19 protein-coding genes are annotated in these 21,526 nt (G+C 58.4%); 8 read left to right on the top strand and 11 right to left on the bottom strand.

Features of this window, described 5'->3' with window-relative positions; genetic code table 11:
• Positions 1 to 79 precede the first annotated feature (79 nt).
• Positions 80 to 1,546 (top strand): glycogen synthase GlgA, encoded by a 1,467-nt coding sequence (gene glgA, locus ACW81B_RS08385; RefSeq protein ID WP_491579769.1) that lies wholly within the window; start codon positions 80 to 82, stop codon positions 1,544 to 1,546.
• On the opposite strand, the gene ACW81B_RS08380 is transcribed toward glgA, so the two are convergent.
• Entirely contained in the window at positions 1,504 to 2,397 is an 894-nt protein-coding gene (locus ACW81B_RS08380) for a class I SAM-dependent methyltransferase (protein WP_491579768.1), read from the bottom strand. The genes glgA and ACW81B_RS08380 overlap by 43 nt on opposite strands.
• A gap of 195 nt (positions 2,398 to 2,592) precedes the next feature.
• On the opposite strand from ACW81B_RS08380, the gene ppc reads away from it, so the two are divergent.
• Positions 2,593 to 5,418, top strand: coding sequence for a phosphoenolpyruvate carboxylase (ppc, locus tag ACW81B_RS08375; protein ID WP_491579767.1), 2,826 nt, complete (start codon positions 2,593 to 2,595; stop codon positions 5,416 to 5,418).
• On the opposite strand, the gene ACW81B_RS08370 is transcribed toward ppc, so the two are convergent.
• From ACW81B_RS08370 to tadA, 3 genes are all read right to left on the bottom strand, one after another.
• Positions 5,415 to 6,395 (bottom strand): MBL fold metallo-hydrolase, encoded by a 981-nt coding sequence (locus ACW81B_RS08370; RefSeq protein WP_491579766.1) that lies wholly within the window; start codon positions 6,393 to 6,395, stop codon positions 5,415 to 5,417. The genes ppc and ACW81B_RS08370 overlap by 4 nt on opposite strands.
• Positions 6,396 to 6,473: 78 nt before the next feature.
• Positions 6,474 to 6,911: a DUF4124 domain-containing protein gene (locus ACW81B_RS08365; RefSeq protein ID WP_491579765.1), complete on the bottom strand. Its 438-nt coding sequence runs from the start codon at positions 6,909 to 6,911 to the stop codon at positions 6,474 to 6,476.
• Positions 6,912 to 6,975: 64 nt separating this feature from the next.
• On the bottom strand, positions 6,976 to 7,437 hold the full coding sequence (gene tadA, locus ACW81B_RS08360) for a tRNA adenosine(34) deaminase TadA (RefSeq protein ID WP_491579764.1): 462 nt from the start codon (positions 7,435 to 7,437) through the stop codon (positions 6,976 to 6,978).
• Positions 7,438 to 7,646: 209 nt separating this feature from the next.
• Between tadA and msrB the strand changes: the two genes are divergently transcribed.
• The 3 genes from msrB to ACW81B_RS08345 all read left to right on the top strand — a co-directional run bounded on the left by msrB (position 7,647) and on the right by ACW81B_RS08345 (position 9,694).
• Entirely contained in the window at positions 7,647 to 8,102 is a 456-nt protein-coding gene (gene msrB, locus ACW81B_RS08355) for a peptide-methionine (R)-S-oxide reductase MsrB (RefSeq protein ID WP_491579763.1), read from the top strand.
• Positions 8,099 to 8,620 (top strand): peptide-methionine (S)-S-oxide reductase MsrA, encoded by a 522-nt coding sequence (msrA, locus tag ACW81B_RS08350; RefSeq protein WP_491579762.1) that lies wholly within the window; start codon positions 8,099 to 8,101, stop codon positions 8,618 to 8,620. The genes msrB and msrA overlap by 4 nt, the downstream gene beginning before the upstream one ends.
• Before the next feature lie 234 nt (positions 8,621 to 8,854).
• Positions 8,855 to 9,694: a hypothetical protein gene (locus tag ACW81B_RS08345; protein ID WP_491579761.1), complete on the top strand. Its 840-nt coding sequence runs from the start codon at positions 8,855 to 8,857 to the stop codon at positions 9,692 to 9,694.
• A 68-nt stretch (positions 9,695 to 9,762) separates the two neighbouring features.
• Here the strand turns inward: ACW81B_RS08345 and ACW81B_RS08340 are convergent, their stop codons facing one another.
• A complete protein-coding gene (locus tag ACW81B_RS08340) occupies positions 9,763 to 10,407 on the bottom strand; it encodes a hypothetical protein (protein ID WP_491579760.1) in 645 nt (214 codons plus the stop codon).
• A gap of 456 nt (positions 10,408 to 10,863) precedes the next feature.
• Here ACW81B_RS08340 and ACW81B_RS08335 point away from each other — a divergent pair, with 456 nt between their 5' ends.
• The gene (locus ACW81B_RS08335) at positions 10,864 to 11,157 is read left to right on the top strand and encodes a hypothetical protein (RefSeq protein ID WP_491579759.1); all 294 of its coding nucleotides are present in this window, start codon (positions 10,864 to 10,866) and stop codon (positions 11,155 to 11,157) included.
• Between the two features lie 34 nt (positions 11,158 to 11,191).
• Here the strand turns inward: ACW81B_RS08335 and ACW81B_RS08330 are convergent, their stop codons facing one another.
• Together ACW81B_RS08330 and ACW81B_RS08325 are read right to left on the bottom strand one after the other, a co-directional pair.
• Positions 11,192 to 12,196: a multicopper oxidase domain-containing protein gene (locus tag ACW81B_RS08330; RefSeq protein WP_491579758.1), complete on the bottom strand. Its 1,005-nt coding sequence runs from the start codon at positions 12,194 to 12,196 to the stop codon at positions 11,192 to 11,194.
• 16 nt (positions 12,197 to 12,212) lie between these two features.
• Positions 12,213 to 13,205 (bottom strand): multicopper oxidase domain-containing protein, encoded by a 993-nt coding sequence (locus tag ACW81B_RS08325; RefSeq protein WP_491579757.1) that lies wholly within the window; start codon positions 13,203 to 13,205, stop codon positions 12,213 to 12,215.
• 701 nt (positions 13,206 to 13,906) lie between these two features.
• On the opposite strand from ACW81B_RS08325, the gene ACW81B_RS08320 reads away from it, so the two are divergent.
• Entirely contained in the window at positions 13,907 to 15,169 is a 1,263-nt protein-coding gene (locus tag ACW81B_RS08320) for a hypothetical protein (RefSeq protein ID WP_491579756.1), read from the top strand.
• Between the two features lie 51 nt (positions 15,170 to 15,220).
• Here ACW81B_RS08320 and ACW81B_RS08315 read toward each other — a convergent pair whose 3' ends face one another.
• The 3 genes from ACW81B_RS08315 to ACW81B_RS08305 form a co-directional block, all read right to left on the bottom strand.
• Positions 15,221 to 15,919, bottom strand: coding sequence for a hypothetical protein (locus ACW81B_RS08315; protein WP_491579755.1), 699 nt, complete (start codon positions 15,917 to 15,919; stop codon positions 15,221 to 15,223).
• 92 nt (positions 15,920 to 16,011) lie between these two features.
• Positions 16,012 to 17,619: an alkaline phosphatase family protein gene (locus ACW81B_RS08310; RefSeq protein ID WP_491579754.1), complete on the bottom strand. Its 1,608-nt coding sequence runs from the start codon at positions 17,617 to 17,619 to the stop codon at positions 16,012 to 16,014.
• Positions 17,620 to 17,791: 172 nt separating this feature from the next.
• Positions 17,792 to 18,703 (bottom strand): LysR family transcriptional regulator, encoded by a 912-nt coding sequence (locus tag ACW81B_RS08305; RefSeq protein ID WP_491579753.1) that lies wholly within the window; start codon positions 18,701 to 18,703, stop codon positions 17,792 to 17,794.
• A gap of 109 nt (positions 18,704 to 18,812) precedes the next feature.
• Between ACW81B_RS08305 and metE the strand changes: the two genes are divergently transcribed.
• Positions 18,813 to 21,095, top strand: a complete 2,283-nt coding sequence (metE, locus tag ACW81B_RS08300) for a 5-methyltetrahydropteroyltriglutamate--homocysteine S-methyltransferase (RefSeq protein WP_491579752.1) — start codon at positions 18,813 to 18,815, stop codon at positions 21,093 to 21,095.
• A gap of 309 nt (positions 21,096 to 21,404) precedes the next feature.
• Here metE and ACW81B_RS08295 read toward each other — a convergent pair whose 3' ends face one another.
• Positions 21,405 to 21,506: a VPLPA-CTERM sorting domain-containing protein gene (locus tag ACW81B_RS08295; RefSeq protein WP_491579865.1), complete on the bottom strand. Its 102-nt coding sequence runs from the start codon at positions 21,504 to 21,506 to the stop codon at positions 21,405 to 21,407.
• Between the last annotated feature and the right edge of the window lie 20 nt (positions 21,507 to 21,526).

Below are 21,526 nucleotides of genomic sequence, written 5' to 3'. Positions count from 1 at the left end.
GCCACACACTGCAACTGCCCCCGCGCCGCGCCATGCGCTAGAATACGACGCCCCGGCAACAAAGCCAGACACCGCATTCATGGATATCCTGTTCGCCAGCAGTGAAGCGCACCCGCTGATCAAAACCGGTGGTCTTGCCGACGTGTCCGGCAGCCTGCCGCGTGCCATCCGTAATTCAAAGCAAGAAATACGCCTGATTCTGCCCGCTTACCCGGCAGCGGTTAAAGGTGCCGGCCCCTTAAAGGTCGTTGCCACACTCGATCTGCCCGGCACCAGCAAACCGGTGCGCCTGCTGCAGGGGCGCCTGCCCCACACACGGGTTCGCCTGTACCTGGTCGACTGCCCGGAATATTTCGATCGTAAAGGTGGGCCTTACAGCCAGCCGGACGGAACCGACTGGCCGGACAATGCGGATCGCTTTGCCCTGTTCGCACATGCCGTGTCTGCCCTCGCCATGAACCGGGCCGGACTGGACTGGCAACCGCAGCTGGTACATTGCAACGACTGGCAGAGCGGGCTGGTACCCGCACTGTTGTCACGGGAAACACCACGCCCGGCTACCCTGTTTACCATCCACAATCTCGCCTACCAGGGCCTGTTCGACTGGCAAACCTTCCAGCGCCTCGACCTGCCGGCCGACTGGTGGTCACTGGACGCTCTGGAGTTTCACGGCCGCTTATCCTTTATCAAGGGCGGACTGGTATTCGCCGACTGGATCAGCACGGTGAGTCCACGCTATGCCGAGGAAATCCGCACCCCTGAATTCGGTTGCGGGCTGGAAGGCCTGCTGGAACACCGTAAATCGCAACTCAGCGGCATCCTCAATGGTGTTGACTACAGCATCTGGAGTCCGGGCCGCGATCCGCTGATTGCCCGTCGCTACACGACACGCACCCTGCGACTGAAGCTGGAAAACAAGCGCGTGCTGCAAACGGCCTTCGGCCTGCCCGATGACCCTTTCGTCCCCCTGTTCGCCCACGTCGGCAGACTGGTTGATCAGAAAGGCATAGACCTGATTCTGGATCTGTTGCCCGAATTGCTGCAACGTCACATACAGCTGATCATTATGGGTACCGGCCAGGCGCAACTGGAAACCGCGCTGCGAGATGCCGGCCGGAAACATCCTGACCGTATCGGTGTGCGTATCGAATATGACGAGGCCCTGTCACATCAACTGGAAGCCGGCGCCGACGCCTTCCTGATGCCATCGCGCTTTGAACCCTGCGGACTCAATCAGCTCTACAGCCTGCGTTACGGCACGCCGCCCATTGTGAACAATACCGGCGGACTCGCCGACTCGGTGGTGGATGCCAGCGAAGCTAATCTCGAAGCCGGCACCGCCACCGGCTTTGTATTCAGCGAGCCTGAAACAAAACCCCTGCTCGGCGCCATCGACCGGGCACTCGCCCTGTTTGCCGAACCGGACCGCTGGAAGCAACTGATGCAAACCGGCATGCAGCAGGATTTTTCCTGGACACGCAGCGCGGCAGCTTACCTGGATCTCTATGCCGAACTGATATCGCGTTTCAACACCAGCAAGCGGTAGGTCTTGTAACGCTCGAACACCGCCTGGGTCCGGTGACCGGAAAAATATTTGTATTTCTGCTTGTCGAGTTTGTTCCGGAATATGGTCCTGAACAATGCCCGGATAATGCGCCAACTGGTGGTGTAGTTTGTCGACAGGTAACGGTCCAGCGTTTGTCCGGCTGGTAACAGCCTGCGGGTCAGGGTTTCATCCAGTAAACGAATATTCGGGCTGACCTTGCCGGTGATATCCAGATCTTTCAGCAGGGTAAAAGGGTGCTTGCCCAACTCGGCATAAAACGTCTCCATCCGGTGCCCACCCCCGAAACTCCTGTCACCCGGGCCACCGTCACCGGCATGTTCAGTCTGGAAAAAATCGCAGATCACAACCTGCCCGCCGGGCCTGACAATCTGCTTCAGGATCGGGAACGAGGCCGACATGGGTATGTACTGGAAACTCTCGCTGAACAAGGCCACGTCGTAATACCCGACATAGTCATCCACAGGAAACTGCTCAAATCCTGTTTCGAACAATCGGGCTGTTTTTGCAGTCTGTTCGGCCAGACGCCTGCGCACCTGTTCCGCCAGTTTTGGCGCCGGCACCAGGCCATCCGCACGGTAGCCCCGTTCCATCAGCCGGGTAAGGAGATGGCCGGTACCGCAACCGATATCGATAATCCTCGTCCCGCTCTCATCCGCGGGCGGTAGCGCATCAAGGATCATGTTCGTGTAGCGTTGCTGGGCCTCGGCCAGATTAGAGAAAGTCAGCGGCAGATCGTCATCCCACACACCATAGTGCAGATCGTCCACGTCCAGCAGCTGCTGGGCCAATACCAGTCCCAGCTCCCGGCTGGACATTTTTTCCTTACTCAAAACCCGACTCCGCAACCTTGTTCAGCGCGGCTGATTCCGGCACACCCCGGCCGCCTGGAAAACAGTATAACTGATTGTTTTATATATAATATCATCGACATGCTCGCAACGGCCAGGAACAGGGTATAATGGCGCGCCCATTTGCGGGCCGCACCCCATCAGGGTGGGAATATTTCCCTTATTTAACAAAGTTGTATGCCTATGCCAGCACAGCCACAGATCACCCCCCCGCCGCGCGACAAGGAACTGCGTTCGCGCGTTCGCCTGTTCGGTAACCTGCTCGGCGAGGTGCTGGCCGCCCAGGCGGGACAAAACGTGCTTGGCTCGGTCGAAACCCTGCGCAAGGGCTACATCCGCCTGCGCAAGGAAGACAACCCGGCGCTGCGCGCCCGGCTGGCCAGGAAAATCGACCAGCTCGACCCCGACACACTCAGCCATGTGGTGCGCGCTTTCAATCTGTACTTCAGCCTGGTCAATATCGCCGAGGAAGCGTTCCAGCACAAGGAACGCCGCCGTCACGTCAGGCAGGGCGGCCCGTTGTGGCGCGGCTCATTCGATCATACGCTGCGTGAATTCAGTGAACAGGCCATCAGTGCGGAAGCACTTCAGTCGCTGCTCGACCGCACACTTTACCTGCCGGTATTTACCGCGCACCCGACGGAATCCAAACGCCGTGCGGTAATGCACGCGCTGCGCGGTATATTCCTGACCGCCGAGAAACTCGACGGCCCGCGCATGGGCAAGATGGAGCGGGAACAGGTCATCGACGACCTGCGCAACCAGATCCAGGTGTTATGGAAAACCGATGAAGTGCGCGTGCACAAACCGACCGTCGAGGATGAAATCCGCAACGGCCTGTTCTATTTCCGCGAGTGTCTGTTCCATGCCGTACCCCGCGTCTACCGCTACCTGGACCAGTCAATCCAGCGCGTCTACGGCAAGAAAACCAACGTGCGCCTGCCCAGCCTGCTGCAATTCGGTTCCTGGATCGGTGGCGACCGCGATGGCAACCCTTTCGTCAAACCTCACACGACCGAATACGCACTGCGCCAGCATATGAGCGAAGTACTGTGTGAATACCTGCGCCGCGTGGAAGACCTGCGCAGCAAACTGACGCACTCCAGCCGGCTGGTGGAACTGAGCCCGGCCTTTATTGACAGCATCGAACACGACCTGCAACGCTGGCCCGGTATTTCCGGTGAACACCCGAACCGTTTTTCGCACGAACCTTACCGACGCAAACTGTTCATCATCCATAATCGCCTGCGCCACAACCTGGAACTCACCACGGCGCGCATCGAAGACCCGGCGCAGGCCAACGAGAACGACTATCCCTGGCGTTATGCCGATGAACAGGAATTTCTCGCTGACCTGTGCCTGATACGTGACTCGCTGATTTCACACGGTGATGAAAATATTGCCCGCACGGATCTTCTGGACCTGATCCGGCTGGTGGAGACCTTCGGCTTTTTCCTGCTGCACCTCGATATCCGCCAGGAATCGACCCGCCACAGCGAGGCAGTTGCAGAACTCTGTGCGCAGCTCGATGGAAGCACCGATTATGCAGCACTCGATGAAAACGCACGCATTGCCCACCTGCGCAAACTCATCAGCGAACCTGCTGCCGCGATTGACCGTGACAAACTCAGCGAGTCCACACAGGAAACCCTGCAGGTACTCGATGTGATGGTCAGTATGCGCGACGAAGTCAGCGCCAATGCGTTCGGGACATACGTCATTTCCATGACCCACTGTGCCAGTCATGTGCTGGAACTGATGTGGCTGGCCGTCCTGTGCGGACTGGCGGGCAGGCGTAATGGCGAGTGGTTCTGCCATATCCAGATCAGCCCGCTGTTCGAGACCATCGAGGACCTGACCCATATCGAAGAGGTGATGACCCGTCTGTTCGATGAGCCGGTGTATATCGATTTGCTCAGGGCTTCAGGAAACCGCCAGGAAATCATGCTTGGCTATTCCGACTCCTGCAAGGATGGCGGCATCCTCGCTTCCGGCTGGAGCCTGTACAAGGCACAACAGAAAATCATCCGTATCGCCGACAGCCACGGTGTGGAATGCCGTCTGTTCCACGGCCGCGGCGGCACACTGGGTCGCGGCGGCGGCCCGACCCATGACGCCATCCTGTCGCAGCCGGCCGGCACCGTACACGGCCAGATCAAGTTCACCGAACAGGGTGAAGTGCTGTCCTACAAATACAGTAACGAGGAAACCGCGGTCTACGAACTGTCGATGGGTGTCACCGGCCTGCTCAAGGCCAGCCGCCACCTGGTGAAACCGCAACAGGCCGATGACCACGTGTATGCCGACATCATGGCGCAACTGGCACGTGATGGCGAAGAAGCCTACCGCGACCTGATTGACCGTACCGACGGGCTACTGGATTATTTCTACGAATGCACACCGGTATCGGAAATCGGGCTGCTCAACATCGGTTCACGCCCCAGTCACCGCAAGAAACAGGACCGCTCCAGGAGTTCTATCCGCGCCATTCCCTGGGTATTCGGCTGGGCGCAGTCACGCCACACGCTGCCGGCCTGGTATGGCATTGGCAGCGCCTTGCAGGGCTTCGCCGACCGGAACGAAGCCAACCTGGAGAAACTGGCCACCCTGTACCGCAACTGGCCCTACTTCCGTGCCATGCTGGGCAATACCCAGATGTCGCTGGCCAAGGCGGAAATGGACATAGCGAAACAATACGTGACACTGAGCGAACACCCGCAGCAGGCACAGGAAATCTACCGGCAGATTCGTGAAGAACACGACCGTACGCTGGAGATGGTGAAAAAGGTGTCCGGTATTCAATGCCTGCTGGAAGAAATTCCCGCCCTGGCACTGTCCCTGTCACGTCGTGACCCCTATCTGGACCCGCTCAACCACATCCAGGTCAAACTGCTGGGCCGTGTACGCAACGACAATGCCGATGAGGAAGAGCGGGAACGCTGGATGGAACCACTGCTGCGTTCCATCAACGCCATCGCCAGCGGTATGCGCAACACCGGCTAGTCCGACTCGAAGGACTCGGCTTCCATCGACAGGTAGACCTGCAGGGCATTACGCCGGTTGGCCTCGCGGAAAGCGGGCAGGTTTTCATACTGCGACCAGTCGATCGTGTCATAGACCTCGTCGAACTGGATCATCTCCTCGACTGCCGCACCCATCGACTCGCGCAAATACGCCAGGTAACGACGCATGTCGGCAATGGCACGGTTCGGATCGCGTGCCGACGCACCATGACCCGGCACCAGCGCTGTCAGCTTGCGCTGCTCCATACGTTCCAGCACTTCCAGCCAATGTTTTGAATTGGCATCGCCCATAAAGGGTATGCGACCCTCGAATATAATATCCCCGGAAAACAGCACCCCATCCGGCTCGATATAGAGCGTGAGATCACCATCTGAATGCGCGGCGCCGACTGGAACCACAGTAAATTTCACACCCCCGAGTTCAAATACCTGCTGCCGATCAATATAACGGTCAGGTTCTACCAGGTGGGTGTCATCGTTAACCCAGGGATCCAGCGACAGGCGGCGTTCCTCCAGCCGTTCCGCGGCATTCCCGGAACGCAGGTAATTTTCGGCGCCGGCCGGCGCCTGGATTTCCGCACCCTCTGCCTCAAACACCTGCAACCCGTAGATATGATCCGCATGGTAGTGGCTGGTAATCACCCGCACCACGGGCTGGTCGCTGATTTCACGAATCAGCCCCCGCAGCTTGTACGCCAGTGACGGCGTGCCAAGGCTGTCAAAGATAACAATACCCTCGTCCGTGATGACGACACCGGCATTGGAGATAAAGCCTTCGTTATCCGTGGCAATGCCTGCCTTGCCCTGCACAAAGTAAACGTGCTCCGAGACTTTCTGCAGTTTCATATCGACCTGGCTGGGGGCATACGGCGCCTCGCCAGCCTGCGCTGACAGCCCGGGAAGCGCGAGCAGCAGAAAGCGGACGACAAAACGCAGTTTGCGAAAATGTTCAAACATGTATATTCCTGTTTTTAATTGCACGCGAAGTGTGACGCAAAACACCGCAGATTGTTCCAGTAGCTCCGTCGCGTGCGCTCAGGAACAAAATTGTCGCAGATAATCCTTGTGATTATCACGTTTTCGATGCAGTTTCTCGCCTTCACCCAGATTATACCCGCGCCGCAACTTTGCACGAATCGCCTCAAGCTGTTTTCGCTGCTTCCAGCAAGCCGGAGACTCTTCGGGAGGTTTCTTTCTGCCGGACGATGGCTTGTGAAATCTGGCCGCATCTCTTTTTCGGTATTGCTCAAGCAGCGCCCGTTCACCGGGGCGTAATGAAGAGTCACCACTTCGCCTGTCTTTAAGGATGATTGGCTTATCTTCACCGTGGCAGCGTATCTGCTGGTAACTAATATGACCGTCCGGCTGCACACAGCGATAAATCGCAGCGTGCGCCAGTGGAAGAAAAAATGCTACGGCAGGGAAAATGGCAACTACAACAAGGCAGGGAAAGGTACGCATTGCTTCCTCCATGAAACAATATACGAAACGGATGACTCAACCTTCTTCAACAGCGTAGCAGAGACAAACGGTGATTTCAGTCTCCGCGACGCACACGGAAAAATTCCTTCAGTAAAGCCGCACTCTCCTCTGCCAAAACCCCGCCTTCTACTTCAATACGATGATTCAGCCCCTGTGTCTCAAAAGCGTGTGCTGTACTGTTGATGGCGCCACGTTTGGGGTCGCTGGCACCAAACACCAGCCGCTCGACACGCGCATGAAGCATTGCCCCCGCACACATCAGGCAGGGTTCCAGCGTGACATAAAGTGTTGTACCGGTCAGACGGTAGTTATTACTGCGGATGGCTGCATCACGCAATGCAACGATTTCAGCATGTGCCGTGGGATCATGGGTTGAGATGGGGCAGTTCCAGCCTTCGCCGACCACCACATCATCACGAACAATAACGGCACCAACCGGTACCTCGTCCTGTTCAGCCGCCTGGTGCGCCAGTGTCAGTGCATAGCGCATCCAGCGTATGTCAGTTTCCTTGCCCATGTGATGACCGATGATAGATGCCGCCGCCCGGGCCGCGCTATACCTGCCCGATAGTTAACAAACCAGAAACCCGATACTGGAATGGATTTTCCGGTACCCGGGAGTATGTATAGTACGTCGATTTGCAAAAGAACCAAATAGCTGTCCGGTTTTGCATTCCCGTTAGTGTAAACTCATATCGAGTTCACGTGACAGCTAAAGAGAACCCGATGAAACCCTACCATAAAGACCCGGACGCCATCGCCCGCCTCAGCCCCGAGCAGTACCGCGTCACCCGGCAAAACGGCACCGAAGCGCCGGGCAGCGGCGAGTATCTGCACAACCAGGAAGCCGGCATCTATGTAGACGTGGTTTCGGGCGAGCCGCTGTTCGCTTCCACCGACAAATATGAATCCGGCTGCGGCTGGCCGAGTTTCACCAAACCCATCGATCCGGATTACATCACGACATTGCGTGACACCAGCCACGGCATGATCCGAACCGAAGTGCGCTCGACCCACGGCGACAGTCACCTGGGCCATGTGTTCCCTGACGGCCCGGCCGAGCGCGGCGGCCTGCGCTACTGCATCAACTCGGCGGCCTTGCGCTTCGTGCCGCTGGAGGAAATGGAAGCACAGGGTTACGGGGAGTATATTCCACGGGTGGAAACGGGAGACGACGCATGAGTATTGAGAAAGCCATTCTGGCCGGCGGCTGCTTCTGGGGCATGCAGGCCCTGATCCGCAAACAACCGGGCGTGCTCAGAACCCGCGTCGGTTACACCGGCGGCGACGTGCCCAAACCCACCTACCTCAACCACGGCAGCCACGCCGAAGCCATTGAAATCGAATTCGACAATGCCGTTATCAGCTACCGTGAACTGCTGGAATTCTTCTTCCAGATCCACGACCCGACCACACCCGACCGACAGGGTAACGATGTCGGTCCGTCCTATCGCTCCGAGATCTTCCCTGCCAGCGAGCAGCAACAAACAACCGCACGGGATCTCATCGAGGAAATCGATGCCTCCGGCATCTGGCCAGGGCCGCTGGTCACCCGCGTGACCGCGGCCAGTGACTTCCACGAAGCCGAACCGGAACACCAGGACTACCTCGAACGCAACCCCAACGGCTACTCCTGCCACTACCCGCGGCCCGACTGGAAATTGCCGGCGAACAACGCCAACCAGACCGTACGCAAGTAACACTGTAACCCGCGTATTACTGCGCACATCGCTTTCATCGAATTTCCGCAGCGGCCGGCATTAACGTCTGCCGGTAACTACGCGATTTGATCGCGGCTGACGCTGCCTGGAAAAAATTCTGAACCGCCCCGCCCGTTACCGCGACCCATCAAGCGGAACATCCCGAAACAATACGCTGCACGCCGGCCTCTCCAGGCACGACTGCAGCCACTGCTCACAAAAAAGGAGACCAACATGTACCGGACAATTTTCCACCCTGCTTCATACACGCTGGGCATTCTGCTGCTTGCAGGCGGCGCAGCACAGGCCGCGACAGCCAGCACACCGTTACCTGCTTCGCCTGTTATCGGACAACCCGAGAGGCCGCTGTCTACCGGTATCCCGCTGCTGGCCGAGGTACGCAATACCGGCCCTGCCGCCTTGCCGAAGAGACACAAACCCCGCGAGATCGTGATCGTCGGCTCGAAAAACGCGTCCGCCCAGGGCAAAAAACCCGTCGCCGGCAACCTGAACAAACGCAAGGGCACGCAGACGACGGTGAATGCTATCCATACGACGAAAATACCGGGTCCTGCTCAGGCGCCGGCATTCCAGCAACTCGGTGGCACCCAGGCTGTCGTCCCCATGAAACACGGACGCAAGAACGTCGTCAATGGCAACGAGGTAGCCACCCATGTGCTCGCGACCTCGCACGGTAAAACCAACATGTCGGCGAAGGTTTCCATGAACTGCGGCAAGAACCAGGCAGTCTCCTGGCTCTCGTATCAGGTTCAGGGACAGAATGCCGTCGTGGTCATCGCCAACCCGACCCAGACCACGGCATACAGCAAGAAGATCCAGTTCCAGCCTTTCACGGCACAGGAATACGGCGAGGCCTGTCGGGTGGCCCTGGGGGAAGACTGGCTCGGCAACATGCAGCACAACAACAATGCCCCCGTCGCCTACCGGACCCTCAAGAAACAGGTACAGGTGCGGGGCGCCTGCACCGGCTGGGCCAACAAGGTCATGCGCAGCTACCCGGTCACGGTCAAACTGCGCTGTGAAGACAAAAGCTGGGCGCCTCCTGTCCCCTGATCCCGGACATCCCGCCCGCCCCCGCTTCAGCACCGGCTGGCCGAACGTGCGAGCCGGTGCTGAAGCTGTTACACGGCTCCTGGCCGCCGGATCCGCGCGCCGAGCAAGGCGATCAGGCCGCTACCGAACAACAAAGCGGCACCGGGCAACGGCACTGCTGCCACGGAAACATCGCGCACAACGAGCCCGATGCCTACTGCCGTATCCCAGCCACCCCAGTTGAGCGTATACATCCTGTAGTAGTCGCTCCAGCCATTGAGACCATTCCAGCTATTATAGACAGCCGCGACGGAAATCGTTTGTCCGAGGAAATTTGTGGTAGTGTATTCTCTTAATCCGCCCCACAGGCTGCGAATGGGAAGAACGAGACCGTTGTTAATCAATGCCTCGGCTTCACCACCGACAAAATTGAGATTTCCCCAGACATACGCTTCATCCGGACTCTTCAACGCGCGCCAGTCGTTGAACCCCAGATAGTTGTCACGGTTCATGGTACGTACCAGATCAATGTACTGGCCAAACGACAGGATATTGACCGGTGTGCCGTCGGCATCGACCGTGAAAAGACCCAGAACTTCATTCCCGAGCGTGGCGTAGTTGCTCGGAAACTGGATGCCCAGATCGGTATCCGTGATGAATGTGCCACCGTTTACGATAACGGCGTGTGCCTGCAGACTGGCCAGCCACAACACCAGTGCGAATAGTTTTTTCATGCTGCTACTCCTGCCACGCTGCAGGTCCTCGTCCCGGAAGACAGAAGAGAGATCTTCACAACGGTCGCCACCGAACCAGAACCTGCCTCATGCGTCATTATTATTTACAGTTAAATATATTTGAAAACAGATAATCCCGGCAATGCACAAAGCATTCCAAAGACTATAATATAATTTATTCATATAGTTATGCAAATATGCAGTCACTAGAACTGTAAGTCATACCGACAGAATTCGGTGTACTTTACACCTTAATGGGTTGCCTCCGTCCAGGTAACTGCCCGGCCGGCCAGTGGATACCGGGCATGACCGGGCCCACAGGCGCGGGCTTCTACCGGGATTTCTGCGACCACCACGACTGCAGCCAGCGCTATGACCTGTGCCCCTTCACGCCCAATGGCCTGATTGCCTTGTCTGGAACCCTGTCGTTACTGGACACCTGCTCAGGTACCGGACATGGGACCCTGGACACAGGTAGGCATCTTCAGCGGTGGCTTCATCGACGCAATGATCCCCAGGGGCACCGGTAGCAACACACTGTATTTCACTGGCGCCGACGGGGGGGGTGGCTTTCCCTATACACTGAATCTGGTCAGGATGACCATCCAGACCAGCCAAGCTGACGTCTGGATCATGTCAGCCGGGACAGGTACGTCTGGACGCGTTGCTGGCGCATCCCGTCATTCCGGGCCTGGCCCGGAATCCAGTGGTTTCAATAACTTCCTGGATGCCGGAACAGATCCGGCATGACGGTATGAAGTTAACGGGACGGCGGTGCACCCGTCTAGTTAACCGTAATACGTGTCATCGCCGTACCCACGACATTTCCGCTGACCCAGTCCAGATATTCCACCACCACATCGTAGACACCGGTCGTCGTCGGTTTGAAGATACAGTCATAGCGTTCAGCCGACGATGCTTCGAGTGATGTTGCCTGGAACGGAGTTGGCAGTGGTCGACCATCTGACATATGTACAGTTGCCGCCAACCCGCCAAAGCTGATGCGTTGGGGCAGGTATCCTGCGCAAATGTATCGCACCAGCAGGGTTTGCCCCACATTCATGTTGACGGCAACGCCCGGTGCCGTGAGTGCTGACTGCGCACCATCCACCCCGGTAATGATGAAATAATCCGGATTCAACGAATTAAAGCCTTCGTCACCGCCACAGGTGCCCGCATCCCAGCGCTTGTTGTGCCAGCTGGAATCTATTTCATCGCAGGCCCAGACCGCTTCGACATCATAGGTCGGTCCGTTCGAGTACAGCGTGCCGGGACCTTCCGGCGGGTCAATGATCAAGGCGCCGTACATACCCATTTCGGCATGCAGGACTGTATTGGTGTGGCAGTGGTAGAAATAGGTACCGGCATGAGCTGCCTTCCACTGATAGGTGTAGCTGCCGTCCACGTCGAAAGAATAGTGCCCGACACCGTCGTTTTCAGTGCTCGGCTCTATGCCGTGGTGGTGAATGGTGTGCAGCCACATGTTACCGGCAACCGTCAGTTCGGTATGGACGACCTGACCTTCCGTGACGCGAATCGCCGGTGACGGGAACTGGCGGCTCATCATCCCGTTGTCCGGGTCGGTAAAGCCCCAGATGGTGACGCTGGCGCCATCGTCCATGGTGATTGATCCGTTCATGTAGATTCCGCGTCTGAACCGTATGTCCGGCGTAACGATGCCCGGTGTTGCGGGCGCATCGGGGTACACATAGCAGGCACTGCCCATGCCACCACCGCCTCCACCGGAACCTCTCATGCCCATCAGTACAGGTTTTAGTACGTTAAACATATCCATTCCCCCCTGGTTATTTGAAAGCGATGGTGGTGGCGGTGCCAAACTGGTACAGCGCACCGCCGGCGGTCTGCGTCATTTCGTCATGCAGGTGCATGGGGAAATGACCGGTAGTGACGGGTGGCCAGGCATCGGGCGGGGGTTCGAAGGGGTAGATAACATCCAGGCTGCCACGGTTATTGGGCAGGAGGAGAGTGTCTTTTTTCCAGATGTCAGGTCTGATTTCACCGTTGCGGGCCAACCATTCGACGTGGTTTGCATGAAAGTGCACAGAGTGCATGGCCATACCGGCATTCAGTATGCGTACCAGTGCCCGGTCACCGATACCACCCTCAAGCCGGGTCTCGGGGTTATAGCCCGCATCAATATCGGGATTGCTGTAATCGGACGACCCGGGCACGCGCATGCTTCGGCCGTTGATGGTGAAATAGTAAGGTTTGAAGGTGCTGGCCGGGACGCGGCCCTGACTGAGTTCGCTGTGCCAGGCCGGATCGATGTCGTTCATGATCCAGACATACTGCTGTACGAACGTAGGGCTGCCGGCATAGAGCTCGTTACTGCTGCCGTTGGGCATGATCGCCAAACCCCCGTGCAACCCGACCAGGCGGTTGAAGGGTGCGTTCAGCTTGTCGTAGTAGAGATAGGATCCAGCAGTGCCGGCCGTGAAACTTACGGTGGCTGAAATGCCGGCCGGAATTATCCCGCTATCGACCACACCGTCGATAACGAAGCTGTGGTCGCTGCCCAGCGTGTTGATAACCTTGATCTCGACCGTATCGCCCTCCTGAACGATAAGGGGCGGCCCGGGTATGTTCAACGTCGTTGGTGCGCTGCTATAACCGTGAAAGTAAACATCGACGCCATCCGGCTGCGTGATAAAACCGTCGGTTATATATAGTGTTTTTCTAATTGTTGCGGCATTTGCTCTGGGAATCCAGGTTAAATAACCGCCCAGACTGCTCGCGATACCGATGGCGCTTCCTTGCAGAAAAGTTCGTCTTTTCATGACTCCTCCCGTTGGTTGAACTGTGTCGTATTCAGGTACATCCTCCTGTTTCACATGCATAATCACATACGTCATGCGATAGTAAACGAGCGCTGGATGAATAGCCATGGCGGAGCCGCCCCAGGTACAGAATGTGCCCACGAGCACGGTGTAACCGTTTGAATTTATGCAACACCACAACAGAGCGATACAGTATGGTTCGGACGTTCAGGTATCGGGAAAACAACGGAAAAGACTTCAATGAGGCCGCAGCATTTTGCTGCGGATAACATCATTAAGTGGATTCATGGTTTATAACGACCTTTTTGTTCCTGCATAGCTCCACCGGCATCTGCTGCCTGAAACTCTTTTCCCAGTTCCTCCATTTCCTCCAGCGCAGCAATGACGCTGGATTGCCGTACAAACGTGCGGATTCATGGTATTTTCCGGATAGTACATAATAATCAAGTCACGGCATAACCTGATCGGGACAGAACGGATTGTCATTCGCACTGGCAGGTTGGTACAAGCCCGCAAGCCAGCGTTGAACGCGTGCTGCCACCTTCGAGATACCTGCCGCACCGGACATCACCTGTCAGGCGTTTGAACCGTTGCGGGTTGCGCAACGACACAGGGACATGAGGCGCGGTGGGCGCCTGGCGAAAATAAGGAGACAACTCATGAATACATGTCGGTTTTTGTCATCAGTCACGGTGGCTTGCATGCTCATTACGGCAGGCGGCGCCGCGCAAGCGAAGGACCCCGGCGAGAGCATCAGTATCTCCCGCACTCTGGCAAAGATGAAAAAATACTACGGATCCAACGACCTGATCCCGGAGACCAACAGCGGCGCCATCATCGAAGTATACGGGCAAAATGGAACCTACGAGGGGATCGCCAATATTTCGGGGTCGATGAACCAGCCCTGGGATATCCAGGCCCACTGCCGTCCAGGTCAACCGATGCTGAAATCCTGGATCGAAAGCCACGGCGTCCAAACGACAGTATTCGAAGGAAAGAATTACAAGTCCGTGCCACGCGGATATGACAAAAAAACAAGCCTGATGGAAGTCCCCGTCGCCAGGTTCCAGATGCAACCCGACCCGGTGCAGGCGTGCAACGCCGAACTGGCAACACGGGCCACCAAGAGCGGCCGGACACGCGCCGAGGAGCAACTCTGGGGGTTCGTCCTCAAGTACCCCGGGGCACTGCAGGCGACGCTGAAGGCTGAGTGCGGCAAGCCGCTCAAGTCAGTGTTAAAGGACACCCTGTCGCCGACAAATTGGGGCAAGTATGAAAAATACACAATGAATAAGCAGGCAACAGCGCCCGTCTATGTCGCATGCCTGCCGACACAAAAGGGCAAGAAACCACCCGCAACGCCTCCCTCCTCCAAACCGAACGTGCCGTACAAGGTCAAGATGAAACCCATCGCTCCGCTCTACAGGCCGGTGTGTCCGACTCCGGTCAATTTCTCAGCCGAGATTTTTGCCTGGCGTTCCGGCACCGTCCGTTATCGCTACATCATTGATGGCTGGAAAAGTCCCGTGAGAGAAAAGCAGGTAACGGCAGGCACGCAGAATCTACCCCCCATCACCCGGATGGCCGGCAAAAAGAAGGGCGGTATCACAACGCTCAAAGGCAATACCAGCGGCCCGGATCACGTCGGCTGGGCGGCGGTGGAAATTCTGCTGGACAAGGGTCCGATCACATCCGCGAAAGTCCCCTTCAAGATCTTTTGCCAGGATAAACCGGGGCGCATGCCGTCGGGCAAGCCAGCACCCTTCAAGACCACACCCTTGAAGACGGTGCCCAAGCCTGTGCTGCCCGGCACCAACAGCACACAGCCGGGAAGCACGGCTGCACGACCCGTGCAGGTGACGCCGGGCCGCTTGCCCGCCGCCAGCCAGTCCGGGACGGCAGACAAGGCGGAGGACAAGCGGCCACGCGTACTGGCGCCACTCAAGGTGCAGCCTGCGCGCTAGCCGTTCGCGCCGGGATACAGCGGCGTCAATGATAGTGAACACCGGCGTCGGTCAGTGATGCGCGTGTCCCCCTTCGGCCAGCTGCAGTTGCTGCACGAAGGGATCGGCCTCCATATCGCCCAGATCGGCGTAGTCGAGGTGGTCATAGTCGCCGGTGTCCATGAAAGACGCTGACACGGCCTCACCGGTCCGCAGGTCCAGCAGGTGGATGCTGACCTCGCGGTCACCATAGACACGACGCACCAGCGCCGGCAGTTCGAGATCCGCCAGCCACAGGATTTCCAGGTCGACGCCATTCACCTGCCCCAGATAGCGCTCGGCCTTGCGCCCCAGCACCTCGACGCGACCACTGCGCGTCAACCGGCGCAGCACGGCGGGATCAATCACGCTCCCCAGACGGGTCCAGTCGGGATACCGGCCCAGTGACCGCAGATCGCCCGCGGTGTAATCCACGCTCTTGCCCTGTGGCAGGAAAATGTGACTGTATTCGATGCTGCCATTGGCGCCGCGTTGCCAGTGCTGGCGTTGTTCCCCGGCGTCATTCCACACCTCCACCTGGCGCGGCGAGCGCAGCAGATGCCATGGCTGCCGGCTGGCCTGTGGCCGCCGCGCCAGTTGTATGCTGCGGGTCTCAAACCGGGCTTCGAGCACAGGACTGACCTTGCCAGCTTCGTTCGACGCCTGTACAACGGCGCCCGGCAGGATAACGGCCATGATGCCGAACAGAATGATCGATATGCCGATTTTCATGAGTTCATCTCCAAAAATGCTGCGGGAAAAACAGGTCTGAAAAAAGAAGGGGCACCAGGCCCCCTCTCCCCCCAACACATCTTTGACCCCGATCAGATGTCGCGGTCACGCTTCTCGCGCCTTGCACGCTTCAGCTTGCGATCCATGCGGGTGGCCTCGCGCATCACGTGGTAGATCACGTTCTGCTCCTGCACACCGTGCACCATGTACGCACCCGGACCTCCGGCATAGATGGCAACGTCCTCACCGGCGTGGGTCTCGGAGGACAGTGGTACCAGTGCCTCCTGGTGGAAGCCCTGGTCCTCGGTATCCAGCGCACCCAGATCCGTGCGGCTGCCGGCATTGACTGGCTCGCCGTAGACGCTATCGCCACCGGTCTCAAGGTCATGGAAACCGCGACCGTTGGTATAGCCCAGGGTGGTGTAGGGCATGCCGTCCTCAGCCAGTTGCGCATAGGGATTGGCGTTGCCGGCGCTGTCGTTGCCCACGACCTTGCCAAGGATAGGGTTGCCGCGCGTCGGGTAGCCGGCGATGGTGAACACATGACTGTGATCAGCGGTGACAATGATCAGCGTGTCATCCATGTCCACCGTTTCCATCGCGGCCTTGACGGCATTGGAAAACTCGATGGCATCGGTCAGGGCGCGATAGGCGTTGCCCGCGTGATGACCGTGATCGATCCGGCCGCTTTCCACGTGCAGGAAGAAACCCTTTTTATTGTTGTCCAGCACCTCGATGGCCTTGACCGTCATCTCCGCCAGACCGGGTTCGCCGGCGTCATCCGTGGGGCGGTCGAATTCGTATTCCATGTGCGAACTTTCAAACAGCCCAAGCAGGTGGTCCACTTCATCGGTATCGATGGCCTCGAACTGCTCGCGGTTCCACACATAGGCGGCATCGTCGTAGTTGGCCACCCACTCGGCGGTCAGGTCGCGGCCATCCTTGCGCTTGCCGCTCTTGCCCTCGCCATCGACCATGCTGTTCGGGATGAAGTGACGACGGCCGCCACCCATCGCGACTTCCAGTCCGTCGCCATAGGGGAATTCGATGAGCTGGCGGGCGATGTCCTTGCAGCCACTCTGCCGGGCCTCGTCGGTCAGCTTGTCGTCACTCTCCCAGTTGCGCTCCGGCACATGGGCATACGTGGCGGCGGGTGTCGCGTGTGTGATGCGGGCGGTGGTGACCACGCCGGTCGCCATGCCGGCCATCTCGGCCTGTTCCAGAAAGGTGGTCAGTTCATTGCCGATGGAGCTGGCACAGTTGCCGCGTTCAACATTCTGGTTGACCGAGATCACCCCGGCCTTCGACTTCACCCCGGTCATCATGGCGGTCATGGTGCCGGCCGAGTCGGGGGTCTGCTGGTTGGTGTTATAGGTTTTCGACAGCGCCACGTAGGGCAGCATCTCGAAGGCGAGTCGATTCTCCTCACCGTTCTCACCACGCAGCTGGCCTTCAAGGATACGAGCGGCGGTCGCGGTGGAAATGCCCATGCCATCACCGACGAAGAGGATGACGTTTTTGGCACGGTGCCGGTCGGCACGCAACTTCTGGGCCTGTTCCACCGCCTGGGCACCCTCACGGTACCACTGCTGCGGTGACTCCGCCTGCGCGACGCCCCCCAGGGACAGACCAATGGCCAGGGAGATGGCCGAGACGGAAAAACGTGTGTAGTTCATACCAACTTTTTTTGTACGGGACATAATGGATGACTCCTGCGCGACCTGGAAGAAAAAACGGATAACCGGCGCACACGGTAGGCGGGTTATGGGTCGGGACGATGACAGCAATCTGAAGAATTTATGACAAGGCCGAACGCACCGGAATACGCTGACACGAACCCCGGTGTTCTGTTCTCGCTACCCTTTCCGGGATTCACAAAGCGGGGGACTCCGGATCGCGATGCCCGCGCGCCAGCGCGATGAAAGCACGCAGGTAGTCGGTTCCGCTATCCGCCTCGCGCACGCCGAGAAAAATCTGTTTGGTGATGCCCGGTGCGCCCAGCCGGACCGGCGTCACGTCCAGCTTGTTGCGGTATTCCTCGACCAGCCAGCGCGGCAATGCCGCCACGCCGCGGCCACTGGCGACCATTTGCAGCATGATGTCGGTGGTCTCGATGGTCTTGTGGCGTTTCGGGCTGATACCCGCCGGCTGCAGGAACCGGTTGAAGATGTCCAGACGGTTCGTTTCGACCGGGTAGGTAATCAGCACCTGGTCGGTCAACTGCGCCGGTTCGACGTGCTTGAGCCGTGCCAGGGAATGCGTGCGGCCGACCACCAGTACCTGCTCGTATTCGAATACCGGTTCGAACACGAGACCCGGCTTGTAGAGGGGGTCGGGGGTCACGAGCAGGTCGATCTCCCAGGCAAACAGCGCAGCGATACCGCCAAACTGGAATTGCTGCTTCACGTCCACGTCCACCGCCGGCCAGGCGGCCAGATAGGGCGAGACGATTCGTCGCAGCCATTCGTAGCAGGGGTGACACTCCATGCCGATGCGCAGGGTGCCGCGCTCGCCACGGGCGATCTGGCGCAGATTATCCTCCGCCCGTTCCAGCTGCGGCAGCAGCCGTTCGGCCAGTTTGTACAGGGACTCCCCGGCCTGGGTGAGGCGCAGGCGGCGGCCTTCACGGCGCCAGATCGCGACGCCGAGCTGGTCCTCCAGTTTTCGCATACTGTGGCTAAGCGCCGACTGGCTGAGGTGCAGCATCTCCGCCGCCGCCGTCATGGAACCTTGCCGCTCGACGGCACGGATGATTGCGAGATGGGTGCGTTCCAGTATGGCCATTATAGATACATGAATGAGATTCATCGAATAATGAAATAATACCATTTTTATTCATGCATCATCCATCACAGAATGCCTCCACACTATCGCTTGGCCAGGAGGCATTCACATGGCATTGATTCACAACCTTGGTTTTCCACGTATCGGCGCAAAACGTGAACTTAAATTTGCGCTGGAAGCATTCTGGAAAGGCCAGATATCCGAAGCCGAATTAGAAGCCAGCGCCAGCGCCATCCGCAGCCTCAACTGGCAGGCCCAGCAGGCACTGGACCAGGTGCCTGTCGGGGATTTCTCGCTCTACGATCACGTGCTGGACATGAGCTTCACGCTCGGCAACCTGCCGACACGGGTCGCGCGCCTGGCAGGCAGTGAGATGGACAATTACTTCCGCGTCGCCCGTGGCCGTTCCTCGAATGACACGGATGACAACGGCGTGCACGCGTCGGAAATGACCAAGTGGCTGGATACCAACTACCACTACATCGTACCGGAGGTGACAGCGGATACGACCTTCTCGCTGAATGCGCAACGCCTGCTGGATCAGCTGGCTGAAGCACGGGACGCCGGTATCAACGCCAGGCCTGTCATTATCGGCCCCGTGACATACCTGTGGTTGTCCAAGGCAAAAGACACATCCAGCCGCCTGGACCTGCTGGCCAGGCTGTTACCGGTATACCGGGAACTGCTGGAGACAATCGCCGGCGCCGGCGCTGAGTGGATGCAGATTGACGAACCTGCCCTGGTCACCGAACTGGATGCCGACTGGCAGCGTGCCTTCAACCATGCCTACCATGAACTCAAGGGAAGCCGGGTCAAGTTGCTGCTGACAACCTACTTCGGCACCCTGCAGGACAACCTGCAACTGGCCTGCAATCTGCCGGTCGCGGGTCTGCACGTGGATGCGGTGCGTGGCCGCGAGGAACTCGGCAGGGTCATGGACTGGCTGCCTGCGCACAAAGTGCTGTCAATCGGTGTCATCGACGGACGCAATATCTGGAAAACCGATCTGAATGTAACTCTGGACTGGCTGGAGCCGATCGCCAGGAAACGGCGGGAGCGTCTGTGGATTGCGCCGTCGTGCTCGCTGCTGCATGTGCCGGTGGATCTGGACAGTGAAGAACAACTGGACGCCGATATCCGGAACTGGCTGGCCTTCGCCAAACAGAAACTGGCGGAACTGGCGGTGCTGGGCAAGGCCATCAACGAAGGCCGGGCAACCGTGGCCGACGAACTCGCTGCCAACAAGGCTGCCATCGAAAGCCGCAACAACTCCCCTCGCGTTCATCATCCGGCAGTGAAAGACGCGGTAAAAAATATTACCCCCGACATGGGCAAGCGCCAGCGTCCCTACGCTGAACGGCACACCCGGCAACGCACCCGCCTGAATCTGCCGTTGTATCCGACCACCACCATCGGCTCGTTCCCGCAGACACCGGATATCCGCAATACCCGCCTGGCCTTCAAAAAACAGGAGATTTCCGCCGACGAATACACGTCGAAAATCAAGGCCGAGATTGAACATGCCGTGCGTGAACAGGAAAAACTCGGACTCGACGTGCTGGTGCATGGTGAGGCCGAGCGCAACGACATGGTGGAATACTTTGGCGAACAACTCGACGGCTACGCGTTCAGTCAGTTTGGCTGGGTGCAGTCCTACGGCTCACGCTGCGTCAAGCCACCCATCCTGTACGGCGATATCAGCCGCCCCCGGCCCATGACCGTCGAGTGGATAAAATACGCCCAGTCCCTCACCGACAAGCCGATGAAAGGCATGCTGACCGGCCCGGTGACGATCCTCAACTGGTCCTTCGTGCGCGACGATCAGCCGCGCAGCGAAACCTGCCTGCAACTGGCTCTCGCTGTGCGCCAGGAAGTACTGGATCTGGAGGCCGCCGGCCTGAACGTGATTCAGATCGATGAAGCCGCGCTGCGCGAAGGCCTGCCACTGCGAAAATCCGAATGGCAGGACTACCTCGACTGGGCAGTGGAATCCTTTCGTATCGCCGCCAACGGGGTTAGCGATGAAACCCAGATACACACCCATATGTGTTATTCCGAGTTCAATGACATCATCGAAGCCATCGCCCATATGGACGCGGATGTCATTACCATTGAGACCTCGCGTTCCGACATGGAACTGCTGGATGTCTTCGACGATTTCAGCTACCCGAACGAGATTGGCCCGGGCGTCTATGACATCCACTCACCCAATATCCCGGACGTGGCGCAGATGGTCGACCTCATGCACAAGGCCGCCCGGCGCATCCCCGTCGAACGATTGTGGATCAACCCGGACTGCGGACTCAAGACACGCGCCTGGCCGGAAGTCGAACAGGCGATCCGAAACATGGTTCAGGCGGCCTCGACGTTGAGACAACTGGCTTCTGCCTGAAACCGCAGGACTTTCCCCGGTTCCCCACGGCAAGGGGGACTGTTGCACAGCACTGTGGGAAACCAACAGCGGCGGTTCACCTTATTGTCCAGGGGGTCTCGTGCAACTGGATAAGTTGTCGGCGCGGGATCATCGGCACCGGTTCCGGCGACATCCAGCTGTTCAATATCCCGACCAATACGACCCGCCTGTACCTGGGGCTCCACGATTCGTACAGCAACCTGCCCGGTTTTTTCACAGATTACTCGCCTGGAGATTCCCTTTCGGCCCAGACATGCGCATGAGACTCTTGCTAGACTTGTCGAAGAATCAGGTACGGCGACTGGCGATGGCGCACAACCCCAGCAGACCACTCAGAAGCAGCGGCAGGCTGGCCGGCAAGGGAACCGCCGCCAGGGGCCGGAAGGCCACGGCATCCGGGGAGGTGAGGT

This window comes from Thiogranum sp. (assembly GCF_058323355.1).
The sequence above is the reverse complement of the archived record's forward strand: the minus strand, read 5'-3'. Positions and strand labels throughout refer to the sequence as shown.